Origin of the sequence: Flavobacterium sp. LC2016-23, assembly GCF_009674775.1 — a bacterium.
Taxonomy (GTDB): domain Bacteria; phylum Bacteroidota; class Bacteroidia; order Flavobacteriales; family Flavobacteriaceae; genus Flavobacterium.
This window is the reverse complement of the sequence record NZ_WKKE01000004.1, coordinates 214,830-235,095: the sequence shown is the minus strand read 5'-3', so window position 1 is coordinate 235,095 and position 20,266 is coordinate 214,830. Positions and strand designations below refer to the sequence as shown.

The following is a 20,266-nucleotide window of genomic DNA, read 5'->3' as shown; positions in this document are numbered from 1 at the left end:
TAGTTATTTTATTTTTAATTTTCTCAACCACAAAAAATGAACTATAATAACTTAGCTCTCGTTTGTATTGATTGCAAATCACTTTATTTGAAAGGATTGCAGCCAATATTCAATTGTTGAAAATAACCTTCTTCATAGTTTAAAGCTTTCAATATTTTAATTTCTGCTTTCTGCTTTAGAAATTGTATTGAAAACTAATATTCCATTTTATTAAATTTTAAAAGATTGAAATATAATTTTCAATGGTATTTAAAATCGTGTATTGATTGTTGTACTATGTTTTGTGCATTTTACAAAATTGATTTGCGATTGGAGCACTATTGTTAATTTTTAAATTTTAACATTAAACAAAAAACATATTATGAAAAATATTTACAATATCAGGAAGAATCATTTGATTATATTATTTTTTCTCTTCACAATAAATTTTACATACTCACAAACTTACACGAGCTGGATAACAGGAAGTACTTCGGATGTTAACACCACGACTACAGGCGGTACATGTTTAATGGGAGGTGGAACAGATAATGATGATGCAATAAAATGGATGATACAAAAATCTGGTGGTGGAGATTTTGTTGTCATTAGATCTGCAGGTACAGGAGCTTATAATGATTATATCTATGGATTGGGAACGGTAAATTCTGTAGAAACAATTCTAATTGATACCAGAGCAAAGGCCAGTATTGCAGAAATTGCAACCAAAATTAGAAATGCTGAAGCTTTATTTATTGCAGGTGGAGATCAGGCCACTTATGTCTCATATTGGAAAGATACTCCGGTAGAAGATGCCATAAATTATCTTATAAATACAAAGAAAGTACCTGTTGGAGGAACTAGCGCCGGATGTGCTATTCAGGGTAAATATTATTATAGTGCTGCAAATGCAAGTGTTACCTCAGCTCAGGCCCTGGCTAATCCTTATAACTCAGATATGACGATCGGAGCAAATGATTTTGTAAACAATGCGATACTGGCTAATGTAATTACTGATACTCATTATAATAATCCGGACCGCAGAGGCAGGCAAACAGCTTTTATTGCCAGAATGTGGAAAGATTTAGGTGCCGGATTGAATGCAAAAGGAATTGGAGTTTACGAAAAAACAGCAGTTTGTATTGATCAGAATGGTATTGCTAAGGTTTTTGCTCCTGCAAGCGCAAACTATGCCTATTTTTATCAGTTTGATACCAGTTCGATACCAGAAACTGTAGCTTCAGGGGCTGCTTTAACCTGGAACAATAGCGGAAAAGGAGTACGCATCATCAAAATTGAAGGGGATACTACTGGGTCCACTACACTAAATTTAAACGACTGGACGACAGTTTCCGGATCTAAAGCAACTTACGGTGTGATTAAAGTAATTAATGGAACTTTGACAGAAACAGTAGGTGCCGCACCATCAAGCTGCCCCGCACCTGCAAACGTAACGGCAGGCAGCATAACAACAAATTCTGCAATCCTTAGTTGGACCGGTACAACAGCAACAGATTATACGGTGAAATATAAGGCAAATAGTTCCTCTACCTGGATAACACTTGCTGCTTCAACAGTAACTTCTGCAAATCTGACAAGTTTAAATGCGAACACTTTATACAATGTCGAAGTTTATGGTAATTGCACTAGTGGCTCTTCTATTGCAGCATCGATAAACTTCACCACAGCTTCTGGCGGGGGCGGCACAGTGACCTATTGTTCTTCCGCAGGAAGTGATTCCAGTAGAGAATGGATCAAAAAAGTAGCAATTGGAAGTATTAGTAATTTAAGTAATTCAAATGGAGGTTATGCTGATTTTTCTTCGCAGGTTGCTACTATCTCTAAAGGGACCGCAACGACTTTGACCTTAACACCCGGATTTAGCGCAACAAGAAAGTTATACTGGAAAGTATTTATAGATTTAAATAATAATGGTGTATTTACGGATTCGGGAGAAGAGGTATATTCTGTTTTCAGCAGCTCTACTTTAACACCGCAGATTACAATACCGACATCAGCCGTTAGTGGAAATATAAGAATGCGAATCATAGTAAGTTATAATTCAATTACATCTTCTTGCGGTACCTATACTTATGGCGAAACAGAAGATTATACACTGAATGTTTCAGGCGGAACTGCAAAATTTAAGGAAATTAAAAATATAGAAGAGACTAATACTGCAATAGTAATTTACCCAAATCCGGCTGTAGATTTTCTTAAAATTGATTTTGCATTGGCAGAAAAAGAGGATATTCATGTATCTATTTATGATCTGAATGCTTCGCTTGTAAAAACAATCATTACTCATGGGGACTTAGGTCAGAATAGCATAGATATAAACGTTTCAGATTTAAAAGCAGGTCAATACTTGCTTTCTGTCAAAAGGGGTGACAAAGTCGTAAAACGCTCTAAATTTATAATATCAAATTAATTTTTTTGTTTTTTAAAGTATTTTGCAGGTAATGGCAATCAATACATTTTATAGTTTTTTATTTGTGCCAGACATAAGTAATTAATATTAGGAGGCTATTTTAAAATGAATATGCTTCCTAATATTACAACTTTGTAAAGTGTGTGTTTATTTTATTTAATTGAAATCATAAAATGATAAAGAAATATCAATTTAAAAACTAAAAGTATAAATAAAGTATAATAAAAATTGTGATTTTTATTTTTTAGTTCATTTTTTTTTCTACTTTTAGCATCAAATAAAATCAATCTATTTTGATTACACGAAAAGCAAATACAATCTCAAAAACAAAATCTCTTACTTTAAGAGGTCTTCAGCCTATCTTTAATTGCTGAATAAAATTGATATTTAAACACCATTCCTGAGTGTCTGTATCATTATTGTATTTTTTTATCTTCTCAACCAAACCAAACCAAATGAATTTTACCAATTTATCAAACCGATGTATTGATTGCAAATCACTTTATCTAAAAGGTTTGCAGCCAATATTTAATTGTTAAAAGTTTCCCTTCTCAGTTTACAGATTTTTATGCCAAAACGCTTCATTTTCATGAATAGTTAAGGTATTTCTATTGTCAATTTTATTAAATTTTAAATCAGGAAAATGAAACTAAACAATAAAATAAAACTAATTATTGTGTTGTTGTCATGTATTTCAACATACGCACAAAAAACTATAAAGGGAACTGTTACAGACAAGCAATCCAATATACCCATGGTAGGAGTCAATGTTATTGTTCCTAATTCAAAAGTAAGTACAGTGACTGATTTTGACGGAAAATTTCAACTTCAGGTACCTGAAAACAGCACTTCAATAGAACTTTCTTATATCGGATTTCAGACACAAAAAGTGACGCTGGACGGAAAATCCGATTATACCATTTTTATGGCATCAGGTCAGGGTCAAAGTCTGGATGAAGTGGTAATTATTGGTTATGGAACGCAATCTAAAAAGGATGTAAGTTCGAGTCTGCAATCTATAAAAACAAAAGATTTGCCTCAGGGAACCTCTTCAAGTTTTGAAAACAGTCTGCAGGGACAAACTCCCGGGGTGAACATAAGTTCATCATCGGCTACGCCAGGAAGTGCGGTGAGTGTCAATATTCGTGGTGTCTCTTCTATTTCAGCCAGTAGTCAGCCACTCTATATAGTGGACGGAATTCCGATAGTATCTCGAAATAATTCAGCATTGAATGCGAATATACAGCCAGTTAATCCCTTGGCGGATTTGAGTCCAAATGATATCGAATCTTTTACAATCTTAAAGGATGCTGCCGCTGCTGCTATCTATGGATCAAGGGGGGCCAACGGAGTAATCTTAATTACCACAAAAAGAGGTAAAACAGGCGCAAGTATAGTGGATGTTAATTATTACACTTCTTTTGCTCAAATTTCAAAATATCCAAAAATGGTGGATAGCGACAAGTTTAAAAGTTTTTTTAATACCGCTGCTGAATTTGATGGACTGGGTTCCGATTATTTTGACTGGATTGATACTTCAAAAGGAATCAATACCAATATTTATGATGAAATTTTCAGAGTTGGTATAACACAAAATCTGGACCTTAGCGTTAAGGGAGGAAGTGAAAAAACAAGTTATTATTTAAGCGGGAATTATTATAATCAGGAAGGAATTCAATTGGGGCAAGGCTTTAAGAGATTGAGTGCCCGTATGAATCTTGATCATACTATTAATGAAAAATTTAAAATTGGAAACACTTTTTTTATAACGCGAAGCAATCATCAGCGAACAATTGGAGAAAACGATGAATATGGAGTTGTCATTAATGCACAGGGCTGGGATCCTACAGAACCCATTTATGATGACAAGGGGAATTATACCAACCCCTTTAAATACAATACCTGGTGGCCCCTTGAGAACCCTGTTCAGATTGCCAGAGAATATAAAAACACCTCTCAGTCTACACGTGTACAGGGGACAGCATATGTTGAATGGAAAATTATTCCGGATTTAAAATTCAAGTCTGCTTTTTCATTGGAGTATTCCAACTTAGTTGAGGATTCTTACGTTCCGTCAGGCACAAATAAATCTAAAACAGGTGAAGGTATTTTTGCGACCTATGAGGAAACCAACTGGCTTGTTGAAAATACTTTAAACTACAATAAACAATTTGGCGAAAAGCATAATTTCGGAGGTATTTTAGGCTGGACAATACAAGAAAATGAAACTCGTTTTTCAGACCAGTCCGGCGTAGGATATGCTACCAACACAACATCCAGTATTTCAGCAGCAAGTACAATTATTGCCAGTACTTCGGGTAGAAATCAATACGGTTTGCAGTCTTTTTTCGCGAGAGCAAACTATGTTTACGATGATAAATATATTGCATCATTTACGGTGAGAGCTGATGGTTCTTCCCGTTTTGGAGAGAACAATCAATACGGTTATTTTCCGTCAGGATCATTGGCGTGGAGAATCAACAAAGAGAAATTCTTTAAAATTGAAAGCATTTCTGATCTTAAAATCAGAGCCAGTTACGGACTAACAGGAAATCAGGAAATTGGTTCAAACTGGAGAGGAACTTATACTTTGAATGCTAATTATAACGGAGTTCCCGGAATAGCCCCTAATCGATTAGAAAATCCGGACCTGGGCTGGGAAAAAACAAAACAACTCGATATTGGTTTAGATTTTGGATTGTTTAAAAACCGAATCAATTTTACGGCTGATTATTTCAACAAACAGACAGATGACCTTTTATTGCAGGCTAAAGTTTCGGGACTTACAGGCTTTAATTCTGTTTATCAAAATGTTGGAGCCATAGAAAATAAAGGATTTGAATTTGGAATTAATGCTGCTGTCTTTGATGGAAACGATTTTAAATGGAATACAGGAGTAAATTTAACGTTGCTTGACAATAAGATTAAAAAATTAATCAATGACGGAGAAGAAGTAGGAAGAAATCATATTCTTAAAGAAGGACAGGAGGTTAGTACTTTATATTTAATTAAATTCTTGGGTGTGGATCCGCAAACCGGAGATGCAAAATTTGATGACGTGAATAAGGATGGAATTATTGATTTCTCAGACAGGCAGATTGTTGGTGGCGCATTACCCACTTATTTTGGCGGATGGAGCAATAATTTTACTTACAAAGGATTTACCCTGACAGCAAACTTCGTATTCTCCGGAGGAAATAAAATATTCAATCAAAGCCGACATGTTTATGACAATTATGGTTATACAAAAAGCGGTATACCCTATTCTAATATAAGCGAAAGAGTATATGATAATTATTGGAGAACGCCAGGCCAAATTACTGACGTACCAAGACCATCTACAAAAGATGGACAAATGCAGCGTTTTAGCACTCAGTTTTTGGAAGATGGTGATTACATACGATTGAAAACTTTAAGTCTTGCTTATAAATTGCCTTCTAATGTCATTCGCAAAATGGGGTTGACTAATCTTTCTCTTTACCTGCAAGCCCAAAATTTATTTACCATCACAGATTATTTAGGTTTTGATCCTGAGGTTTCTACAAATACCTCGAGTCAGCAAGATTTGAATAGCATGCAAGGGGAAGATTTTGGCACTTTAGGTCAGGCGCGCACCTTTACATTAGGATTAAGTACAACATTTTAAAATTTAAAATCATGAAAAATAAAAAGATATATTTATTCTTGTCTATGTTGCTTGCCTTTACAGTTTTAGGATGTGACGATGTATTGGACACGAAATTAGATGATGAAATACCGGCGGAAACTGCAATAACTGATAATATTTCATTAAAAGCCGCCGCTGTGGGGTTATATGATCTGATGCAAAGCGGCACGTACTATGGTGGTGAATTCATATTGGCACAGGAATTAACAGGCGGTAATGCTGATGCAACAGGCTTTCAGGAACGTTTTGTGCAGTTGGATAATGCCATTGTTCCGCCATCAAATGCTTATATTCAAAGCAATTGGGTAAATGTTTATTCACTTGTTAATGCGAGTAATTTAATTTTGCTAAAAATGAAAGAGCTTCAGCTAAATGATGATAATGCTAAAGGTACGGCACTTTTTTGCAGGGCATTAGGCCATTTTGATGCATTGCGTCAATTTGGACAATTTACAGATCTGAACTCAAAATATGGAATTCCTGTTTCAACTACATATTTGGATGCAAAATCGGCTACTGAAGTTTCCAGATCTACTGTTGCTCAGTCTTATCAGCAGATTATTTCAGATTTAAAAGAAGCAATCGCAATTTTAAAATATGACAGTAATAGATTTTTCATTACAAAAGCGGCAGCTGAAGCTTTGCTGGCAAGGGTTTATTTATATCAAGGTGATTATGATAACGCTATATTGTACGCCAGTAAAGTAATTAGCAACACTACGTATAAATTAAACACAAAATTTAATGATATTTATGATGTTGAAGGTTCGGCAGAAGCAATATTAGAATTACAGTTTTTAGGAATTGACGGTAATAGTTTAACGGAGTATTTATCCGTTTCGCCTCCGGAGGTTTCAGCTGACTATAGTAATTTTTTCAAAGCCATGGACGATGACAATGACCCAAGAAGCTATAAATATTACGATTCAGGAAAAGAAGTGTATTGCGATAAATACGGAACCCGTGACAGCGAAATAGATGGAAACGCAATTATCATTAAACTTTCAGAAATCTATCTAATTCGCGCAGAGGCATTAGCCAAAAAAAATCCCCAAGATTTAACTTTGGCTTTGGCTGATTTAAATGTGGTGCGTCAAAGAGCACTGCCTGCCAAACCTTACACTTTGGCGGATATTCCAAATCCAGATGCTTTTGTTAATGTTCTGATTGAAGAAAATAAAAGGGAATTGGGCTTTGAAGGACATCAGTGGTTTACGATGGTTCGATTAGGAAAGGCATCCTCAATTTTAAATATTCCTGCTTTTAGAACAACCTATCCGATCCCACAAAATGAAATTACGATTGCGCGTGGCAAATTAGAACAAAATCCAGGATATTAAAAATACCCACAGGAAGCTGCTAATGCGGAATTCATCAAAAAAAATGTATTTCGCTTAGCAGTCTTCTTTAAAATTTAAGAAAAAAGAAAAAAGAAAAAAAAATGATAAATAAAATACCATTTGCACTTTGTATACATGGAGGCGCGGGTGTAATAACGCCTGAGAATCTATCACAAGCAGATAAAAAGAAAATAAAAGAAGACTTAATTCTTGCTCTTAATGCAGGAGAAGCAATTTTAGCAGAAGGCGGTAATGCCGTTGATGCGGTTACAGCTGCAGTTGTAGTTCTGGAGAACAGTATTCATTTTAATGCAGGAAAGGGAGCCGTTTATTCCCGGGAAGGCAAGCATTTGCTGGAAGCGTCAATAATGGATGGTGCTACTTTAGAGGCCGGGGCAGTAGCGAACAGTATGAAAATTAAAAACCCTGTTTTATTTGCCAAAAGCTTACTGGAAAATAAAGAACTTATAATGATATCTGGTGAAGCTGCTGATAATTTGGCAGAACAAACTAATCATGAATTAGTGGAAAACAATTACTTTGACACTGATTTTAGAAAAGAACAATTTTTGGAGGCGAAAAAAATTTCTGAAACAGCAACTTTTCTGGATCATTCTAATTTAAAGATGGGAACTGTTGGTGCTGTTGCTCTTGACAGAAATGGCAATATAGCTGCCGCAACTTCGACTGGAGGAATGACCAACAAATTGGACGGACGTATTGGTGACTCTGCAATTATTGGAGCTGGTACTTATGCCAATAATAAAACTTGTGGCGTATCATGTACAGGCGTTGGAGAATATTTTATCAGAGCCACAGTCGCTTCAATGGTTTCAAATTTAATGGAATTTGGAAAAATGTCTTTGGAGCAGGCAACTGAAACAACCATCAAAGGACATTTGACACAGCTGGGAGGAGAAGGAGGGCTTATAGCAATTGACAAGGATGGAAATGTTAATTTTTCTTATAACTCTGAAGGAATGTATCGGGGTTACGTTAGTGAGAAAAATAGTGAGAAGAAAGTTTTTATTTGGGATCTGGAAGAAAAAAATTAATAGCAAAGAATGAAAACTTTCAAACCATTAGCAATGATAATTTTACTCATAAGTTTATCGTGCAAATCAAAACAAAATACTTCGGTCAGGCAAGAAAATTTACCCGCAGGCAAAATTGTAAAAAATACAGCCAAAGGAACGTTATTTATAATGGGAGGCGGTAAAATATCAAAATCACTTATTGAGGAATTAATAAGCACCAGTAATTTAAAAAATGACGATTTTATTGTAATACTTCCAATGGCAAGTGAGGAGCCAGACTCTGCGTCATACTATGCTAAAAAAAGTTTTGTTGAAGTACAAGTCAATCCTGATAAAATAAAAACATTCAATTTAAAAAAAGAGCAACAAAGCATTTATCAGATTGATTCTATAAAAAAAGCATCTTTAGTTTACATTACCGGCGGTGACCAAAATTTATTTATGTCCCAAATTCTTCACACACCGGCATACGATGCCATACACACCGCATACCTAAATGGTGCAACAATTGCCGGAACTAGTGCTGGTGCTGCTGTAATGAGCCGTGAAATGATAACAGGTATTGAGTATAAACATTCTCAGTACAGCGGTAACTTTCGAACTATTGAATCAGAAAATTTTGAGATTAAAGAAGGACTTGGACTAATGCCCTCTGCAATAATAGATCAGCACTTTATTTACAGAATGAGAATGAACAGACTGCTTTCAGTTGTCTTAGAGCATCCTGATAAAAAAGCAATTGGGATTAATGAATCAACTGCCATAATTGTTCATGGTGACTCGGCAGTAGTCGCTGGAGAATCACAAGTTATCATTTTAAAAAACCCGAATAAAAATAGTGTTAAAACAAAAAATGGTCTTTTGGGCGGTGAAAATATTCTTATAGACATTCTTCTGCCCGGAGAAAAATTTAAACTTTAAAAAAAAATGAAACTACTACAAAAATTTCCAGATACAATCACTATTATTTTAGTGATCACTATTCTTTTTATTGGTTTAACCTGGGTTATTCCTGCAGGAGAATTTGACAGGCTACAGGGAAACAATACTGAGAAAATTATTGCAGGTTCGTACAAACATGTTGAAGCATCTCCTCAGGGAATTAAAGCTTTTTTAGAAGCTCCGATTAAAGGTTTTATTTCGGCATCGCAAATTATTGCTTTTGTCTTTTTAGTCGGAGGAGCTTTTTCCATCATAAATCTGACAGGCGCCATAAATGCCGGACTTTTTAATGTAATTGTGTTTAGTCAAAAAAAACCAAAACATAAAATTTTCATTATTCCTTTTTTAATTATATTATTTTCTTTTGCCGGTGCTACTTTTGGAATGAGCGAAGAGATTTTAATCTTTATTTTAATTACGGTGCCCATGGCAAAAGCAATGGGTTATGATGCAATTGTTGGTGCCGCTATTCCAATTGTTGGTACTGGTGTAGGTTTTGGAGGAGCCTTTAGTAACCCGTTTACTATAGGTATTGCGCAAGGTATTGCACAAATTCCAATTTTTAGCGGAATGGAATACAGGATTTTTGTCTGGTTTGTTTTAACAACTTGTGCTTGCGTTGTAATTACGCATTATGCAATAAAAATTCAAAAAAATCCTGAGAAAAGTCTATTATTTGGTAGTATTGATGAAAAAGAGAAAAGCAATGTTGAGGTGTCAGATTTTAAACTGAACGGCGCAAGGAAAATAATTTTATATGCGCTTTTTGCTTCAATTATCATATTAATTTATGGGGTAAGTAATTATGATTGGTATATAAACGAAATTGCGGCTTTATTTTTAGCCTTAGCCATTTTTGTTTCCATTATTTATAGAATGTCTATGTCGAAAGCTATAGATGCTTTTGTCTGCGGAGCTAAAGATATGATGACTGCAGCTTTGGTAATTGGACTAGCTAAAGGACTTTTAATTATTACACAGGAAGGCAAAATTATTGATACTATACTTAATTCCATTGTATCAATAACGCAGGACACGCCGAAGGCTATTTCTGCTGAATGTATCTTTTTTTTCCAATCGTTTTTAAACTTTTTTATTCCTTCAGGATCAGGACAAGCTTCTTTAACGATGCCTATTATTATTCCAATTTGTGATGCATCAGAAATAAGCAGACAAATGGCAGTCCTTACTTTTCAATTGGGTGATGGCTTTACTAATCTTATCATTCCAACAAGCGGCGTTACCATGGGAGCACTTTCTTTGGCTAAGATACCCTACAGTAAGTGGTTTAAATGGATGCTGCCTAGAATGTTGGTGTTTTTAATAGCATCCATGTTGCTGATTCTTCCGCCTTTATATTTATTTAATTGGTAAAATCAAACTCAAATGAAAACACTAACGATAACTTTTCTGTTGATTTTAAGCGCATGCTCTTCTGAAAACAGCCCGGAAAATTCAGTTCCAAAAACACCAGTAGTGAAAAACTACATGTCCTATTTTACAGGAAATAAAGTAGATAAAATTACTTTCCCACAAGGCGGAATCTGCTTAATGGGAGGAGCCACTGAAAATGATGAGGCAATGAAATGGTTTTTGCAAAGGGCAGATGGCGGAGATATTTTGATATTAAGAACTTCTGGATCTGATGGTTATAATTCTTATTTATATACTTCTCTGGGTATTGCCGTTAATTCTGTTGAAACGATTGTCTTTAAGAATGCTGAAGCGAAGTCAGATAAGTATATACTGGAGAAAATAAATAATGCAGAGGCGATTTGGTTTGCAGGGGGAGATCAATGGGAATATATTTCGTATTGGAGAAACACTCCAATTTCTGAAGCAATTAATAAAGCTATCACCAACAGAAAGGCAGTTGTTGGAGGAACCAGTGCCGGTATGGCTATTCAGGGAGGTTTTTATTTTTCGGCTCAAAACGGGACGATAACTTCCCAAGAAGCATTACTGAATCCTTTTGATACTAAAATTACAGTATCAAATGATTTATTTTTAGATAATACCATATTAAAAGATGTAATTACCGATACACATTATGATAATCCTGATAGAAAGGGAAGACATGTGACTTTTTTAGCCCGAATTATAAATGATTATAAAGTTCAGGCAAAAGGAATTGCTTGTGATGAATATACATCGGTATGTATAGACGAAAAAGGAATCGCAAGAGTCTTTGGTAATTATCCCTCAAAGCAAGATGCCGCCTATTTTATAGTGCCAAATTCGGAAATTCCAGATAATAAGCCAGAAATTTTTAAACCAAATAATCCATTGGAGTGGAACCAGGGTCAAGCTGCAATTAATGTGTATGAAATTAAAGGAACCAGTACAGGAAGTAATACATTCAATTTGAATAATTGGAAGGACGGAAAAGGAGGTATCTGGAAAAAATGGTTTGTAGAAAACGGTAAATTGAAAGAGTAAAGATGCAGAAGGGAATGTTTTTTAGAGCAAGCACTAAAAAACCAAGTAGGAATAAAATTAAGAAGAAATCATTTTTACCTTCAAAATATAATAGCGTTATGTTGCAATTAAATATAAAGAACGAAACGTCAAGATTACGTGCCGTAGTTTTGGGCACAGCCGTTCATAATGGGCCGACTCCATCTGTTGATGAAGCCTACGATCCCAAATCATTGGAACATATTAAAGCAGGAACCTATCCGATTGAAAAAGATATGGTTGCTGAGATGGCAGCTTTTAATGCTGTGTTTCAAAAGTATGATATAACTGTTTATCGCCCCGAATCGATAGAAAACTACAATCAGATTTTCGCTAGGGATATTGGTTTTGTTATTGATGATACTTTTGTGAAATCTAATATTTTACCGGACCGAGAAAGAGAACTGGATGCCATTCAATATGTAATTGACCAGATGGATGCAACAAAAGTGGTTCGTCCGCCAGAAGAAGTTCATATTGAAGGAGGAGACGTAATGCTCTGGAATGATCATATTTTTATCGGAACGTATAAAGGAAGCGATTATAAAGATTACATTACTGCCCGGACTAATATGCATGGAGTGAGGTATATTAGAGAATTGTTTCCTCATAAAATTGTCAAAGAATTTGATTTGGTAAAATCTAAATTAGAAGCCAGAGATAATGCTTTGCATTTAGATTGCTGTTTTCAGCCAGTAGGAAAAGATAAAGGAATTATTTATAAAAGAGGTTTTCGCGAGGAAGCTGATTATTTGTATCTGGTAAATCTTTTTGGAAAAGAAAATCTGTTTCATATTGAGAGAGAAGAAATGTACCATATGTTTTCGAATGTCTTTTCGATTGATGAAAATGTAGTTGTTTCCGAGAAAAATTTTACGCGTCTGAACAATTGGCTTCGGGTCAATGGTTTTACTGTAGAAGAAATTCCATATGCAGAAATTGCCAAACAAGAAGGTTTGCTAAGATGTTCCACTTTGCCATTAATTAGAGACTAAAAAATGAGTTTCAGGTTTCAGGTTCACGTTCTTTACGAAACCTGAAACCTGAAACCTGAAACAAAAAAATATAAAGATTATGAAACAAACAACAAATGCAATCGTAATGATTCGTCCGGTTGCTTTTAGAATGAATGAGCAGACGGCAGTAAATAATTACTATCAAAAAGTATTAGACGGACTTTTGTCAGATACAGTAAATGCAAAAGCACAGCAGGAGTTTGATGCTTTTGTTGAAAAACTAAGAGCTGTAGGAGTTGATGTAACAGTTATTGAAGATACGCTGGAAACGGATACTCCGGATAGTATTTTTCCAAACAACTGGGTTTCTTTTCACGAAAAAGGAGATGTAATTCTTTATCCAATGTTTGCTGAAAATCGCCGTCGCGAGCGTCGTGAAGATATTTTAGATACTCTTCAGGAAAAAGGTTTTGAAATTTCTACTATTATAGATTATACATCGGCTGAAGAAGATGGTTTTTTTCTGGAAGGAACAGGAAGCCTGCTTTTAGATCGTGCCAATGCAAAAGCATACTGCGCATTATCACCACGCGCCGATAAAGAATTATTCATTAAATTTTGTGAAGATTTTGAGTATGCACCTGTTATTTTTAAAGCTTTTCAAACTGTTGACGGGGAACGTAAACTGATTTATCACACTAATGTGATGATGTGTTTAGGGGAAACTTTTGCAGTGATCTGTGCAGATTGTATTGATGATAAAAAAGAGCGTAATATGGTTTTGGAGAATTTAAAAGCTGATAAAAAGGAAGTTATTTTAATTACAGAAGATCAGGTCAAAAATTTTGCTGGTAACATGTTGGAAGTAAGGGGGGAAAATGATAAAAAATATATCGTTATGAGCGCATCGGCACATCACAGTCTGACTTCAAAACAAATTAGACAATTAGAAAATCACGGTGAAATTTTGAGTTCAAGCCTGGATACCATCGAAGCTTGCGGAGGCGGAAGCGCCAGATGCATGATGGCTGAAGTTTTCTTGTCGAGGCCTCCCGGTACTTTACGCGAAAAAATAAAAGTTAATTTCAATAAATACTAAAGGTCATTGTTATCCAAAAGACATAATTATTCAGTCAGTATATTTCAAATTAAGATTTGCCCTTAGGAATAGATTGAGTGCGCAGGCATTTCTAATTAAAGCAATTAGTAATTTTCCAGTCTTCATCTGCCGGTGGCATACCTTGGGCAGGATAAGATTTACCATGTTTATTTTTATTGCACTGCTTTCCTTTCAGCTCCACGGCTATCAGAATGAAGCGAAATTTGCTATTTTGATTGCTTCAGTGCTGGCAGGAATTGGTGGCTTTCTGCTTTTAAAACTTTATAATAGAAAGCAAAAAAAGATTGTATGAGTAATGTTTCTTTATTGTTTTTTGAAAAGTTCGACATCTTTAACCATAAGCCTTTGATTGAGCCAGTTTCTCAGCTTTTCCTGATCGGGTATGCTAAGGCTGCGCGGGCTGTCATAAATCACTGCAGTTAAGGGGATAAGGCTGTCTTTCTGAGTCGTTAAAGTGCTTTTTGTTATTGATAATGAAATGATAGAAGGAAACAGCGCGCGGCTTTCTTTCAGCAGCTGCTTGCTGTCAAATTTATTTGCAGCGAGCTGCTTTTCGAGCTGCATAATTTTTACATCCTTTAAGTTCATTTCGTTCTCGCTTCCTTTTATCTGACTCAGAATATCGCCCTTAAGTGCATTAAACCTGTCTGTTGTATCTTGCCGGATAAACAGATAGGCGCCTTTGAGGTACTGATTATCATTAATTTTATCTTTTAATGCTTTTATTTCAAGCGAATCAAATCTTTTGGAGAGAAAAGCCAGTTCTATTTTCTTTTTCTTTGGATTAAAATCGGTTTTTTTATACACTACTGTATAGCCTTTGCTGCTGAACTCATTTTCTATGAAAAGCTCCACATTTTTTTTAAACTGCTGTTCCCTGTATAAAGAGAAGGCAAGGTAACCGCTGGGCAGAAGCATGGCGGTAATAAGAAAGGCAATGATAAATTTTACCCTTTTCTGCTGTTTTTCGTCCACTTGTTTTACGGCCGGATAATTAAGGTATTTTATAATTAAAAAAGTAGCAATACCGATAAATACACAGTTGATGCAATAGAGATAAAAAGCGCCTAAGAAGAAGGTCCATTGCGAAGTAGCAATTCCGTATCCGGCCGTACATAATGGGGGCATGAGTGCAGTGGCAATGGCTACTCCGGGAATAGGATTTCCTTTTTCAGCTCTTGTTATGGCAATAACTCCGACAATCCCTCCAAAAAAAGCGATCAGGATATCATAAATATTCGGAGAGGTCCGGGCCAGTAATTCGGACTGTACGTCCTTAAAAGGACTCAGGTAGAAATATAAGGTTGAAACCGTTAGGCTGACAGCCGTAGCATTTAACAGGTTTTTCAGTGATTTTTTTAAAAGTTTGAAATCATAAATACCCAGAGCAAAACCGGCACCCAGAATAGGCCCCATCAAGGGTGAAATAAGCATCGCACCGATAATTACCGCTGTAGAATTTACATTCAGCCCGACTGAAGCCACAATAATCGCACAGGCGAGTATCCATAGATTGGCGCCTTTAAATTCAATGTTCTTTTTAACATTTTCAAGCGTTCTTGCCCTGTCATCTTCTCCCTCTTTTAAATTTAATATGTCCGTGATTCGTCTCATGATTTTTTTATTACAAATAGTACTATTGTCTTGCATTCTTTCTTAAAGATAAAAAAATAATACCAAAGGTCTTTTAAATTAAGTTTTAAAAACGTTTTCGGTTCTTAATATCCCATTCTCAATCAGGCTTCTTCAATAGTTATTCTAAGTCTATTATTTTTCAGTGAGTATATTTAAAATTAAGATTTACACTTAGTTACCGCGATGTTGAAGGAATAATCAGGATTAGAGGAGTGCTTGTGGATCATGCCATTATTCAGCGTTAGGTTTGTAAGTTTACATCTTTCATTGAATCATAGATGATCAAGAGAAAAGGCAGAGTGGAGGCGATTTGGAAATTGAATGAGACCTATATCAAAATAAAAGGTATTTGGTGTTATTTATATCGAGCGGTAGATAAACCAGGTAATACTGTGGACTTTCTTTTGACCAGAAAAAGACAGAGAATGAGTGCGTAGTCATTTGTAATTTTAAATCAATTTATACATAAGTAGTTTAATTTCTAATTACTAGTCATGTTTGATTCTGAAAGATGTGGCAGAATCAGATATCTTCATACTATCTTTTAGAAGTAATATCTTTTAAGTGGAGAATTGGAACTACGGATTTAAAAACTTTCAATTTGCAAAAGAATCGTACTTACTAGCTTGGACTGTCAAATATTCCAGAACTGTAAGACTTCGGTAATAAGGTTTGGTTCTGTTTGCACTGTTGTTATTTTGTTTAATAAAAATCGATTTATATTAAACAAAATAGTAGATTTGCAATATAGTTTTAAAACCATATAATGAAAGATATACACCAGGAAACAGAGTTCTGTTCTAATGATACAGCGATAATCAGTCAAGGCCTTATCGCTTCCAACGTCGCTACACCGATTAGAGAAGATGCTTTTAACGTTTCCAATGAGGAAAAAAAGAGCAGGATTGCAGTACTTTTTAAAGAAATCATGGAAGTAATGGGGCTTGATCTGAGCGACGACTCCCTTCGGGGAACTCCTGAAAGGGTAGCAAAAATGTATATCGAAGAGATATTCTCCGGGCTTGATCCTGCCAATAAGCCTGCAAGCACACTCTTTTTGAATACCTATGCTTATAACCAGATGATCATCGAAAAGAATATTACGTTATATTCCTATTGCGAACATCATTTCGTGCCTATTATGGGAAGGGTACATGTGGCCTACATATCTTCAGGCAAGGTCATAGGTTTATCCAAGCTCAATAGGATTGTTCAGTATTTCGGCAGGCGTCCACAGGTGCAGGAGCGACTGACCAACCAGATCGGCGCTGAACTTGCTTCGGTACTTGAGACCGATGATATTGCTGTGATTGTGGAGGCAAAACACCTTTGTGTCTGCTCGCGGGGAGTTGCTGATGACGCCTCATCTACCACTACAGTTTATTATGGCGGACGTTTGAGTACTGCCGATAAAATTGCAGAGCTGCACAATTACCTGTTCCGTTAAGTTGCTGCTGGTATTTCTTATTGTATTTTAAAAGGCTGGCCCTAACGCAACGGCATTGGGGTCTAAGGTACTGGTATATTCTTTGACCGAGCGGTAGGTTTGCAAGTTGCTATAATGATTTTTTTCAACCAGACTGCTACAGCGACCGCAGATAATCAGTTGGCTGTTTTCTTGTTTTAATACTTTTTCCTGCATTTCGCCTACATATCGGCTTGTATCGCCCGGTGATTGCTCTATGGTAAGGTAGGTTACAAAGGTGACGTTACCGAAAATCCTGCCAATGTTCACGATATCCTCCATTGGTACACTCTCTCCCAGATATACCGTATGGAAACCGTAATATAGCAGCTCATAATTGATGAGCATCAGTCCAACCTCATGGATTTCGCCTTCCGGGAGGTAAAGTACATAGGTTCGGTCTTTTATGGTGTTTTCCTTAATCTGCTGCCGTTCTATATTCAGTATTATTTTTTGCTTGATAAGGTTACTGATAAAGTGTTCATGTGAGGCAGTAATTGTATGGGTCTGCCAGAGCATACCCATCTCGTCGAGCAATGGGATGAAAGAATCGTAAAAAATATCCCGGAAGGATTTGGTATTCAAAAGGCTGTTATAGGTAGCAAGGAATAAGCGTGTATCAAAATTCATCATTGCTATTTTGAAATCACTTATAGCATGATCGTTTACTGTCTTATCGGTCAGGATTTCCCGAACCAGTTCAGGAATACGGCCTTCCGCCATTTTTGCAATATGACTTATTTTGTAACCGTGGCTGTTTAAGGTACAGATGTTTAAAATCTTTTGCAGGCTCGCGGTGTCGTAAAGCCTGAAATTTGCACTGGTACGGATGGGCTTCAGAATTGCATACCTTTTTTCCCAAATACGTATGGTGTGGGCCCTTATACCGGTAAGGTGTTCAAGGTCTTTTATGGTAAAAGTGTTCTTTATGTTGTCCATCTGCTTTTGAAAATTGTTAAAAAAAACTTACTATGTTCCAACATATGGTACCCCTGTGGTTATCGCTTCTGACTCACGACTGACTTATGCTGCTCTATCACGGCCTTAGCCGCGTCCTCTCCTGATAGTAGTGCAGCATTTAGTGAACCGTTGGCAAGCATATCACCTGCAAGGAAAATGCCTTCGGAGACTATTAGATTCTTTGGTCTGTAGGACACATCTTTTAAGTCGGGTAACGCCTTGGGGATATGATATAACTTTACAAACCTAAGATTCGTAAATCCGCAATGCTCCAGCAGTTCCGCTTGTACTTTTTCAATTAGTTCCTTATTTTCCAAAGCGTGTTTTTTTACGATGGTTACCGAAAGCATCACCTCGTTATCCTTTTGAGTAGCGACCCTTTGGGCGTAGGAGAGGGTATTGATGATTGCGTCAGGCCCCGGAATCAGACCTATCAGTTGTTGATTACCTGCGGGATGTGCTGCCTTGAAGTATAATGTTGTACATTTTTTCCACAAGATCGCGTCAGTGTTGTATCCGGACAGCACTTTGTTCGAATTCGTGGCCAGTATAATGTAATCGGCCTCAAGAACCTCGCCGCTTTCGAGATGTATACGCCTGCTGTCCTGTTCGATTTTTACCACAGTTGTGCTTGTCCTGATTACCGATCTGGTCAAGGGTCTGGCAAGCGCTTGTGCGACATCGTTTATGCCATTTGCCGGCACGGCTGCTTTCCCCTGGCTAAACATCTTATAAATGAATTCGAACATCCTAGAAGAAGTAGAGAGCTTGTCTTCCAGATAAATGCCCGTGAAGAACGGCATGAAAAAATTCTCAATTATAACAGGGCTAAAGCCATACGCTTTAAGGTATTCAAGAGTTGAAATTTCGGGGGTGTCGAATATTTCATCGATTGTCTTTGCTTTAAGATGCCTTGTAAGGCGGTATATCAGGAATTTATCCTTCATGGAAGCAGCAGGCGAGAGTAAGGTTTTCAGCAGCATTGAAGGCTTTCGTAAAGGGTCTCCCAATAGAGATTGCCTACCGCCCCTAAAAATCACAGCCCCTGGCTGGAAATAGGTGAGATTCAGGCTGGCAAGGTCAACATATCTTTTTACAGCGGGATAATCGGTCAAAAGTACCTGGAACCCATGATCAAGGGCATATCCTTCGATGATGTCGGTCTGCAGGCGTCCCCCAATTTTTTTCTCAGCTTCCAACACTGTGGCAGAATAGCCATTATCTTCAAGCACCCTTGCAGCAGCCAAGCCGCTTGCTCCGGCTCCTATTATATATACAGATGGATTTTTAAGCATATTTTGTTTAATCTAAATCGGTTAAAGTGAAACAAAAATACGCTTTTAAAACGTTTGATTGGCATTAAATAATTTAATAGATAGTGAGCCGCCGGGTTCTGTCGCATCTGCGAATAACTTTTGCATTTAGAATTTTAAACCTATCGGAAAATGAATACGAAAAGTTAGTGCTATGTGAAGTCTATTATATCGCACGCAGCATATTTTAAGCTTAGGTTTAGTTATCGGCATGTTGAAGATATCATGAAAATGCGGGGAGTTGATATTGAATTTCGATTGAACTTGTTTTCTAAAAGAAGTAAAAAACAAGACCAGGCGTGCAATTTGATTTTTTTGTGCCAATACCGTTACTGTAGAAAATGACAATTTAACCGGAGACAAAATCACCATTCAGGCTACTGATAAACACTTGTTTTAAGACGGTTAAGATTGTCGTATAAATAAGCATATCCGCGTAATATAGGCGTCGCATCTGAAGTACTGCTCCAAAAGGCATCCGCTGTATTTCAGTTGTAAAGGCTTTATCTACGTGATAGTAGGTGTATTGTTGTAATTGATTTTAAAAGCAAATAAATGCTTTGCATCTCCCGTTTTGCTTAAGGCAGCAACATCATTAATGCCTGTCAGCCAGTCACGGATGTTATAGGTATAATTGATCTCCAGCACATCTTACCATACGTCTGATATATTTAATTTTAGCAGAATAATTTACGAATTTGGTTTTTAGTTCTAAAGTTTATCTACTCGACTGTTATAGTTATGAAAGCGTTTTTTATCTATTACTCGGTATAAGATTACATAAGGTACTTACATGTCTTTTTTATAGTATAATATTTACTTGTGCTCAAACACATTTTGAAATTGTATAAAAAATATTAAAAATACGTAATAAAATACTTTCAAAAGTTTAAAATACTGTGTTCGAACACATTTTTTTCTGGTAATTTATTGAAAATTAAAGTACAATATTTACTTTAGTAAG

At 36.2% G+C, this 20,266-nt stretch carries 16 protein-coding genes; 12 read left to right on the top strand and 4 right to left on the bottom strand.

Annotation, left to right across the window (positions count from 1 at the left end):
• Positions 1-361: 361 nt before the first annotated feature.
• From GJU43_RS05090 to GJU43_RS05045, 10 genes are all read left to right on the top strand, one after another.
• Entirely contained in the window at positions 362-2,410 is a 2,049-nt protein-coding gene (locus GJU43_RS05090; RefSeq protein ID WP_154339738.1) for a GEVED domain-containing protein, read from the top strand.
• A gap of 643 nt (positions 2,411-3,053) precedes the next feature.
• Complete coding sequence (locus GJU43_RS05085) at positions 3,054-6,056, top strand: TonB-dependent receptor (RefSeq protein WP_154339737.1); 3,003 nt, start codon at positions 3,054-3,056, stop codon at positions 6,054-6,056.
• 11 nt (positions 6,057-6,067) lie between these two features.
• The gene (locus tag GJU43_RS05080) at positions 6,068-7,417 is read left to right on the top strand and encodes a RagB/SusD family nutrient uptake outer membrane protein (RefSeq protein WP_154339736.1); all 1,350 of its coding nucleotides are present in this window, start codon (positions 6,068-6,070) and stop codon (positions 7,415-7,417) included.
• Positions 7,418-7,518: 101 nt separating this feature from the next.
• On the top strand, positions 7,519-8,472 hold the full coding sequence (locus GJU43_RS05075; protein ID WP_154339735.1) for an isoaspartyl peptidase/L-asparaginase family protein: 954 nt from the start codon (positions 7,519-7,521) through the stop codon (positions 8,470-8,472).
• A gap of 9 nt (positions 8,473-8,481) precedes the next feature.
• Positions 8,482-9,375 (top strand): cyanophycinase, encoded by an 894-nt coding sequence (locus tag GJU43_RS05070; RefSeq protein WP_154339734.1) that lies wholly within the window; start codon positions 8,482-8,484, stop codon positions 9,373-9,375.
• 6 nt (positions 9,376-9,381) lie between these two features.
• Positions 9,382-10,770: a YfcC family protein gene (locus GJU43_RS05065; RefSeq protein WP_154339733.1), complete on the top strand. Its 1,389-nt coding sequence runs from the start codon at positions 9,382-9,384 to the stop codon at positions 10,768-10,770.
• A 12-nt stretch (positions 10,771-10,782) separates the two neighbouring features.
• Positions 10,783-11,835: a cyanophycinase gene (locus GJU43_RS05060; protein WP_154339732.1), complete on the top strand. Its 1,053-nt coding sequence runs from the start codon at positions 10,783-10,785 to the stop codon at positions 11,833-11,835.
• A gap of 98 nt (positions 11,836-11,933) precedes the next feature.
• The gene (locus GJU43_RS05055; protein WP_154339731.1) at positions 11,934-12,848 is read left to right on the top strand and encodes a dimethylarginine dimethylaminohydrolase family protein; all 915 of its coding nucleotides are present in this window, start codon (positions 11,934-11,936) and stop codon (positions 12,846-12,848) included.
• 79 nt (positions 12,849-12,927) lie between these two features.
• Complete coding sequence (ctlX, locus tag GJU43_RS05050; RefSeq protein ID WP_154339730.1) at positions 12,928-13,908, top strand: citrulline utilization hydrolase CtlX; 981 nt, start codon at positions 12,928-12,930, stop codon at positions 13,906-13,908.
• 73 nt (positions 13,909-13,981) lie between these two features.
• Positions 13,982-14,221: a Na+/H+ antiporter NhaA gene (locus GJU43_RS05045; RefSeq protein WP_370455495.1), complete on the top strand. Its 240-nt coding sequence runs from the start codon at positions 13,982-13,984 to the stop codon at positions 14,219-14,221.
• Positions 14,222-14,232: 11 nt separating this feature from the next.
• On the opposite strand, the gene GJU43_RS05040 is transcribed toward GJU43_RS05045, so the two are convergent.
• Complete coding sequence (locus GJU43_RS05040; protein WP_154339729.1) at positions 14,233-15,543, bottom strand: TIGR00341 family protein; 1,311 nt, start codon at positions 15,541-15,543, stop codon at positions 14,233-14,235.
• Between the two features lie 299 nt (positions 15,544-15,842).
• Between GJU43_RS05040 and GJU43_RS23230 the strand changes: the two genes are divergently transcribed.
• Positions 15,843-16,001, top strand: a complete 159-nt coding sequence (locus GJU43_RS23230; RefSeq protein ID WP_154339728.1) for a DDE-type integrase/transposase/recombinase — start codon at positions 15,843-15,845, stop codon at positions 15,999-16,001.
• Positions 16,002-16,330: 329 nt separating this feature from the next.
• Positions 16,331-17,011: a GTP cyclohydrolase I FolE gene (gene folE, locus GJU43_RS05030; protein WP_154339727.1), complete on the top strand. Its 681-nt coding sequence runs from the start codon at positions 16,331-16,333 to the stop codon at positions 17,009-17,011.
• A 27-nt stretch (positions 17,012-17,038) separates the two neighbouring features.
• Here folE and GJU43_RS05025 read toward each other — a convergent pair whose 3' ends face one another.
• The 3 genes from GJU43_RS05025 to GJU43_RS05015 all read right to left on the bottom strand — a co-directional run bounded on the left by GJU43_RS05025 (position 17,039) and on the right by GJU43_RS05015 (position 19,950).
• Positions 17,039-17,968, bottom strand: coding sequence for a MerR family transcriptional regulator (locus GJU43_RS05025; protein ID WP_154339726.1), 930 nt, complete (start codon positions 17,966-17,968; stop codon positions 17,039-17,041).
• A 59-nt stretch (positions 17,969-18,027) separates the two neighbouring features.
• On the bottom strand, positions 18,028-19,284 hold the full coding sequence (locus GJU43_RS05020; RefSeq protein WP_154339725.1) for an FAD-dependent oxidoreductase: 1,257 nt from the start codon (positions 19,282-19,284) through the stop codon (positions 18,028-18,030).
• Between the two features lie 525 nt (positions 19,285-19,809).
• Entirely contained in the window at positions 19,810-19,950 is a 141-nt protein-coding gene (locus GJU43_RS05015) for a hypothetical protein (protein ID WP_154339724.1), read from the bottom strand.
• Positions 19,951-20,266 lie beyond the last annotated feature (316 nt).

What these genes read in the sequence shown, in the direction of transcription:
- ctlX (WP_154339730.1), top strand. Translation starts at nt 12,928, where the DNA reads ATGAAACAAACAACAAATGCAATCGTAATGATTCGTCCGGTTGCTTTT.
- GJU43_RS05090 (WP_154339738.1), top strand. Translation starts at nt 362, where the DNA reads ATGAAAAATATTTACAATATCAGGAAGAATCATTTGATTATATTATTT.
- GJU43_RS05085 (WP_154339737.1), top strand. Translation starts at nt 3,054, where the DNA reads ATGAAACTAAACAATAAAATAAAACTAATTATTGTGTTGTTGTCATGT.
- GJU43_RS05065 (WP_154339733.1), top strand. Translation starts at nt 9,382, where the DNA reads ATGAAACTACTACAAAAATTTCCAGATACAATCACTATTATTTTAGTG.
- GJU43_RS05025 (WP_154339726.1), bottom strand. Translation starts at nt 17,968, where the DNA reads ATGGACAACATAAAGAACACTTTTACCATAAAAGACCTTGAACACCTT.
- GJU43_RS05080 (WP_154339736.1), top strand. Translation starts at nt 6,068, where the DNA reads ATGAAAAATAAAAAGATATATTTATTCTTGTCTATGTTGCTTGCCTTT.
- GJU43_RS05055 (WP_154339731.1), top strand. Translation starts at nt 11,934, where the DNA reads ATGTTGCAATTAAATATAAAGAACGAAACGTCAAGATTACGTGCCGTA.
- GJU43_RS05040 (WP_154339729.1), bottom strand. Translation starts at nt 15,543, where the DNA reads ATGAGACGAATCACGGACATATTAAATTTAAAAGAGGGAGAAGATGAC.
- folE (WP_154339727.1), top strand. Translation starts at nt 16,331, where the DNA reads ATGAAAGATATACACCAGGAAACAGAGTTCTGTTCTAATGATACAGCG.
- GJU43_RS23230 (WP_154339728.1), top strand. Translation starts at nt 15,843, where the DNA reads ATGATCAAGAGAAAAGGCAGAGTGGAGGCGATTTGGAAATTGAATGAG.
- GJU43_RS05070 (WP_154339734.1), top strand. Translation starts at nt 8,482, where the DNA reads ATGAAAACTTTCAAACCATTAGCAATGATAATTTTACTCATAAGTTTA.
- GJU43_RS05060 (WP_154339732.1), top strand. Translation starts at nt 10,783, where the DNA reads ATGAAAACACTAACGATAACTTTTCTGTTGATTTTAAGCGCATGCTCT.
- GJU43_RS05020 (WP_154339725.1), bottom strand. Translation starts at nt 19,284, where the DNA reads ATGCTTAAAAATCCATCTGTATATATAATAGGAGCCGGAGCAAGCGGC.
- GJU43_RS05075 (WP_154339735.1), top strand. Translation starts at nt 7,519, where the DNA reads ATGATAAATAAAATACCATTTGCACTTTGTATACATGGAGGCGCGGGT.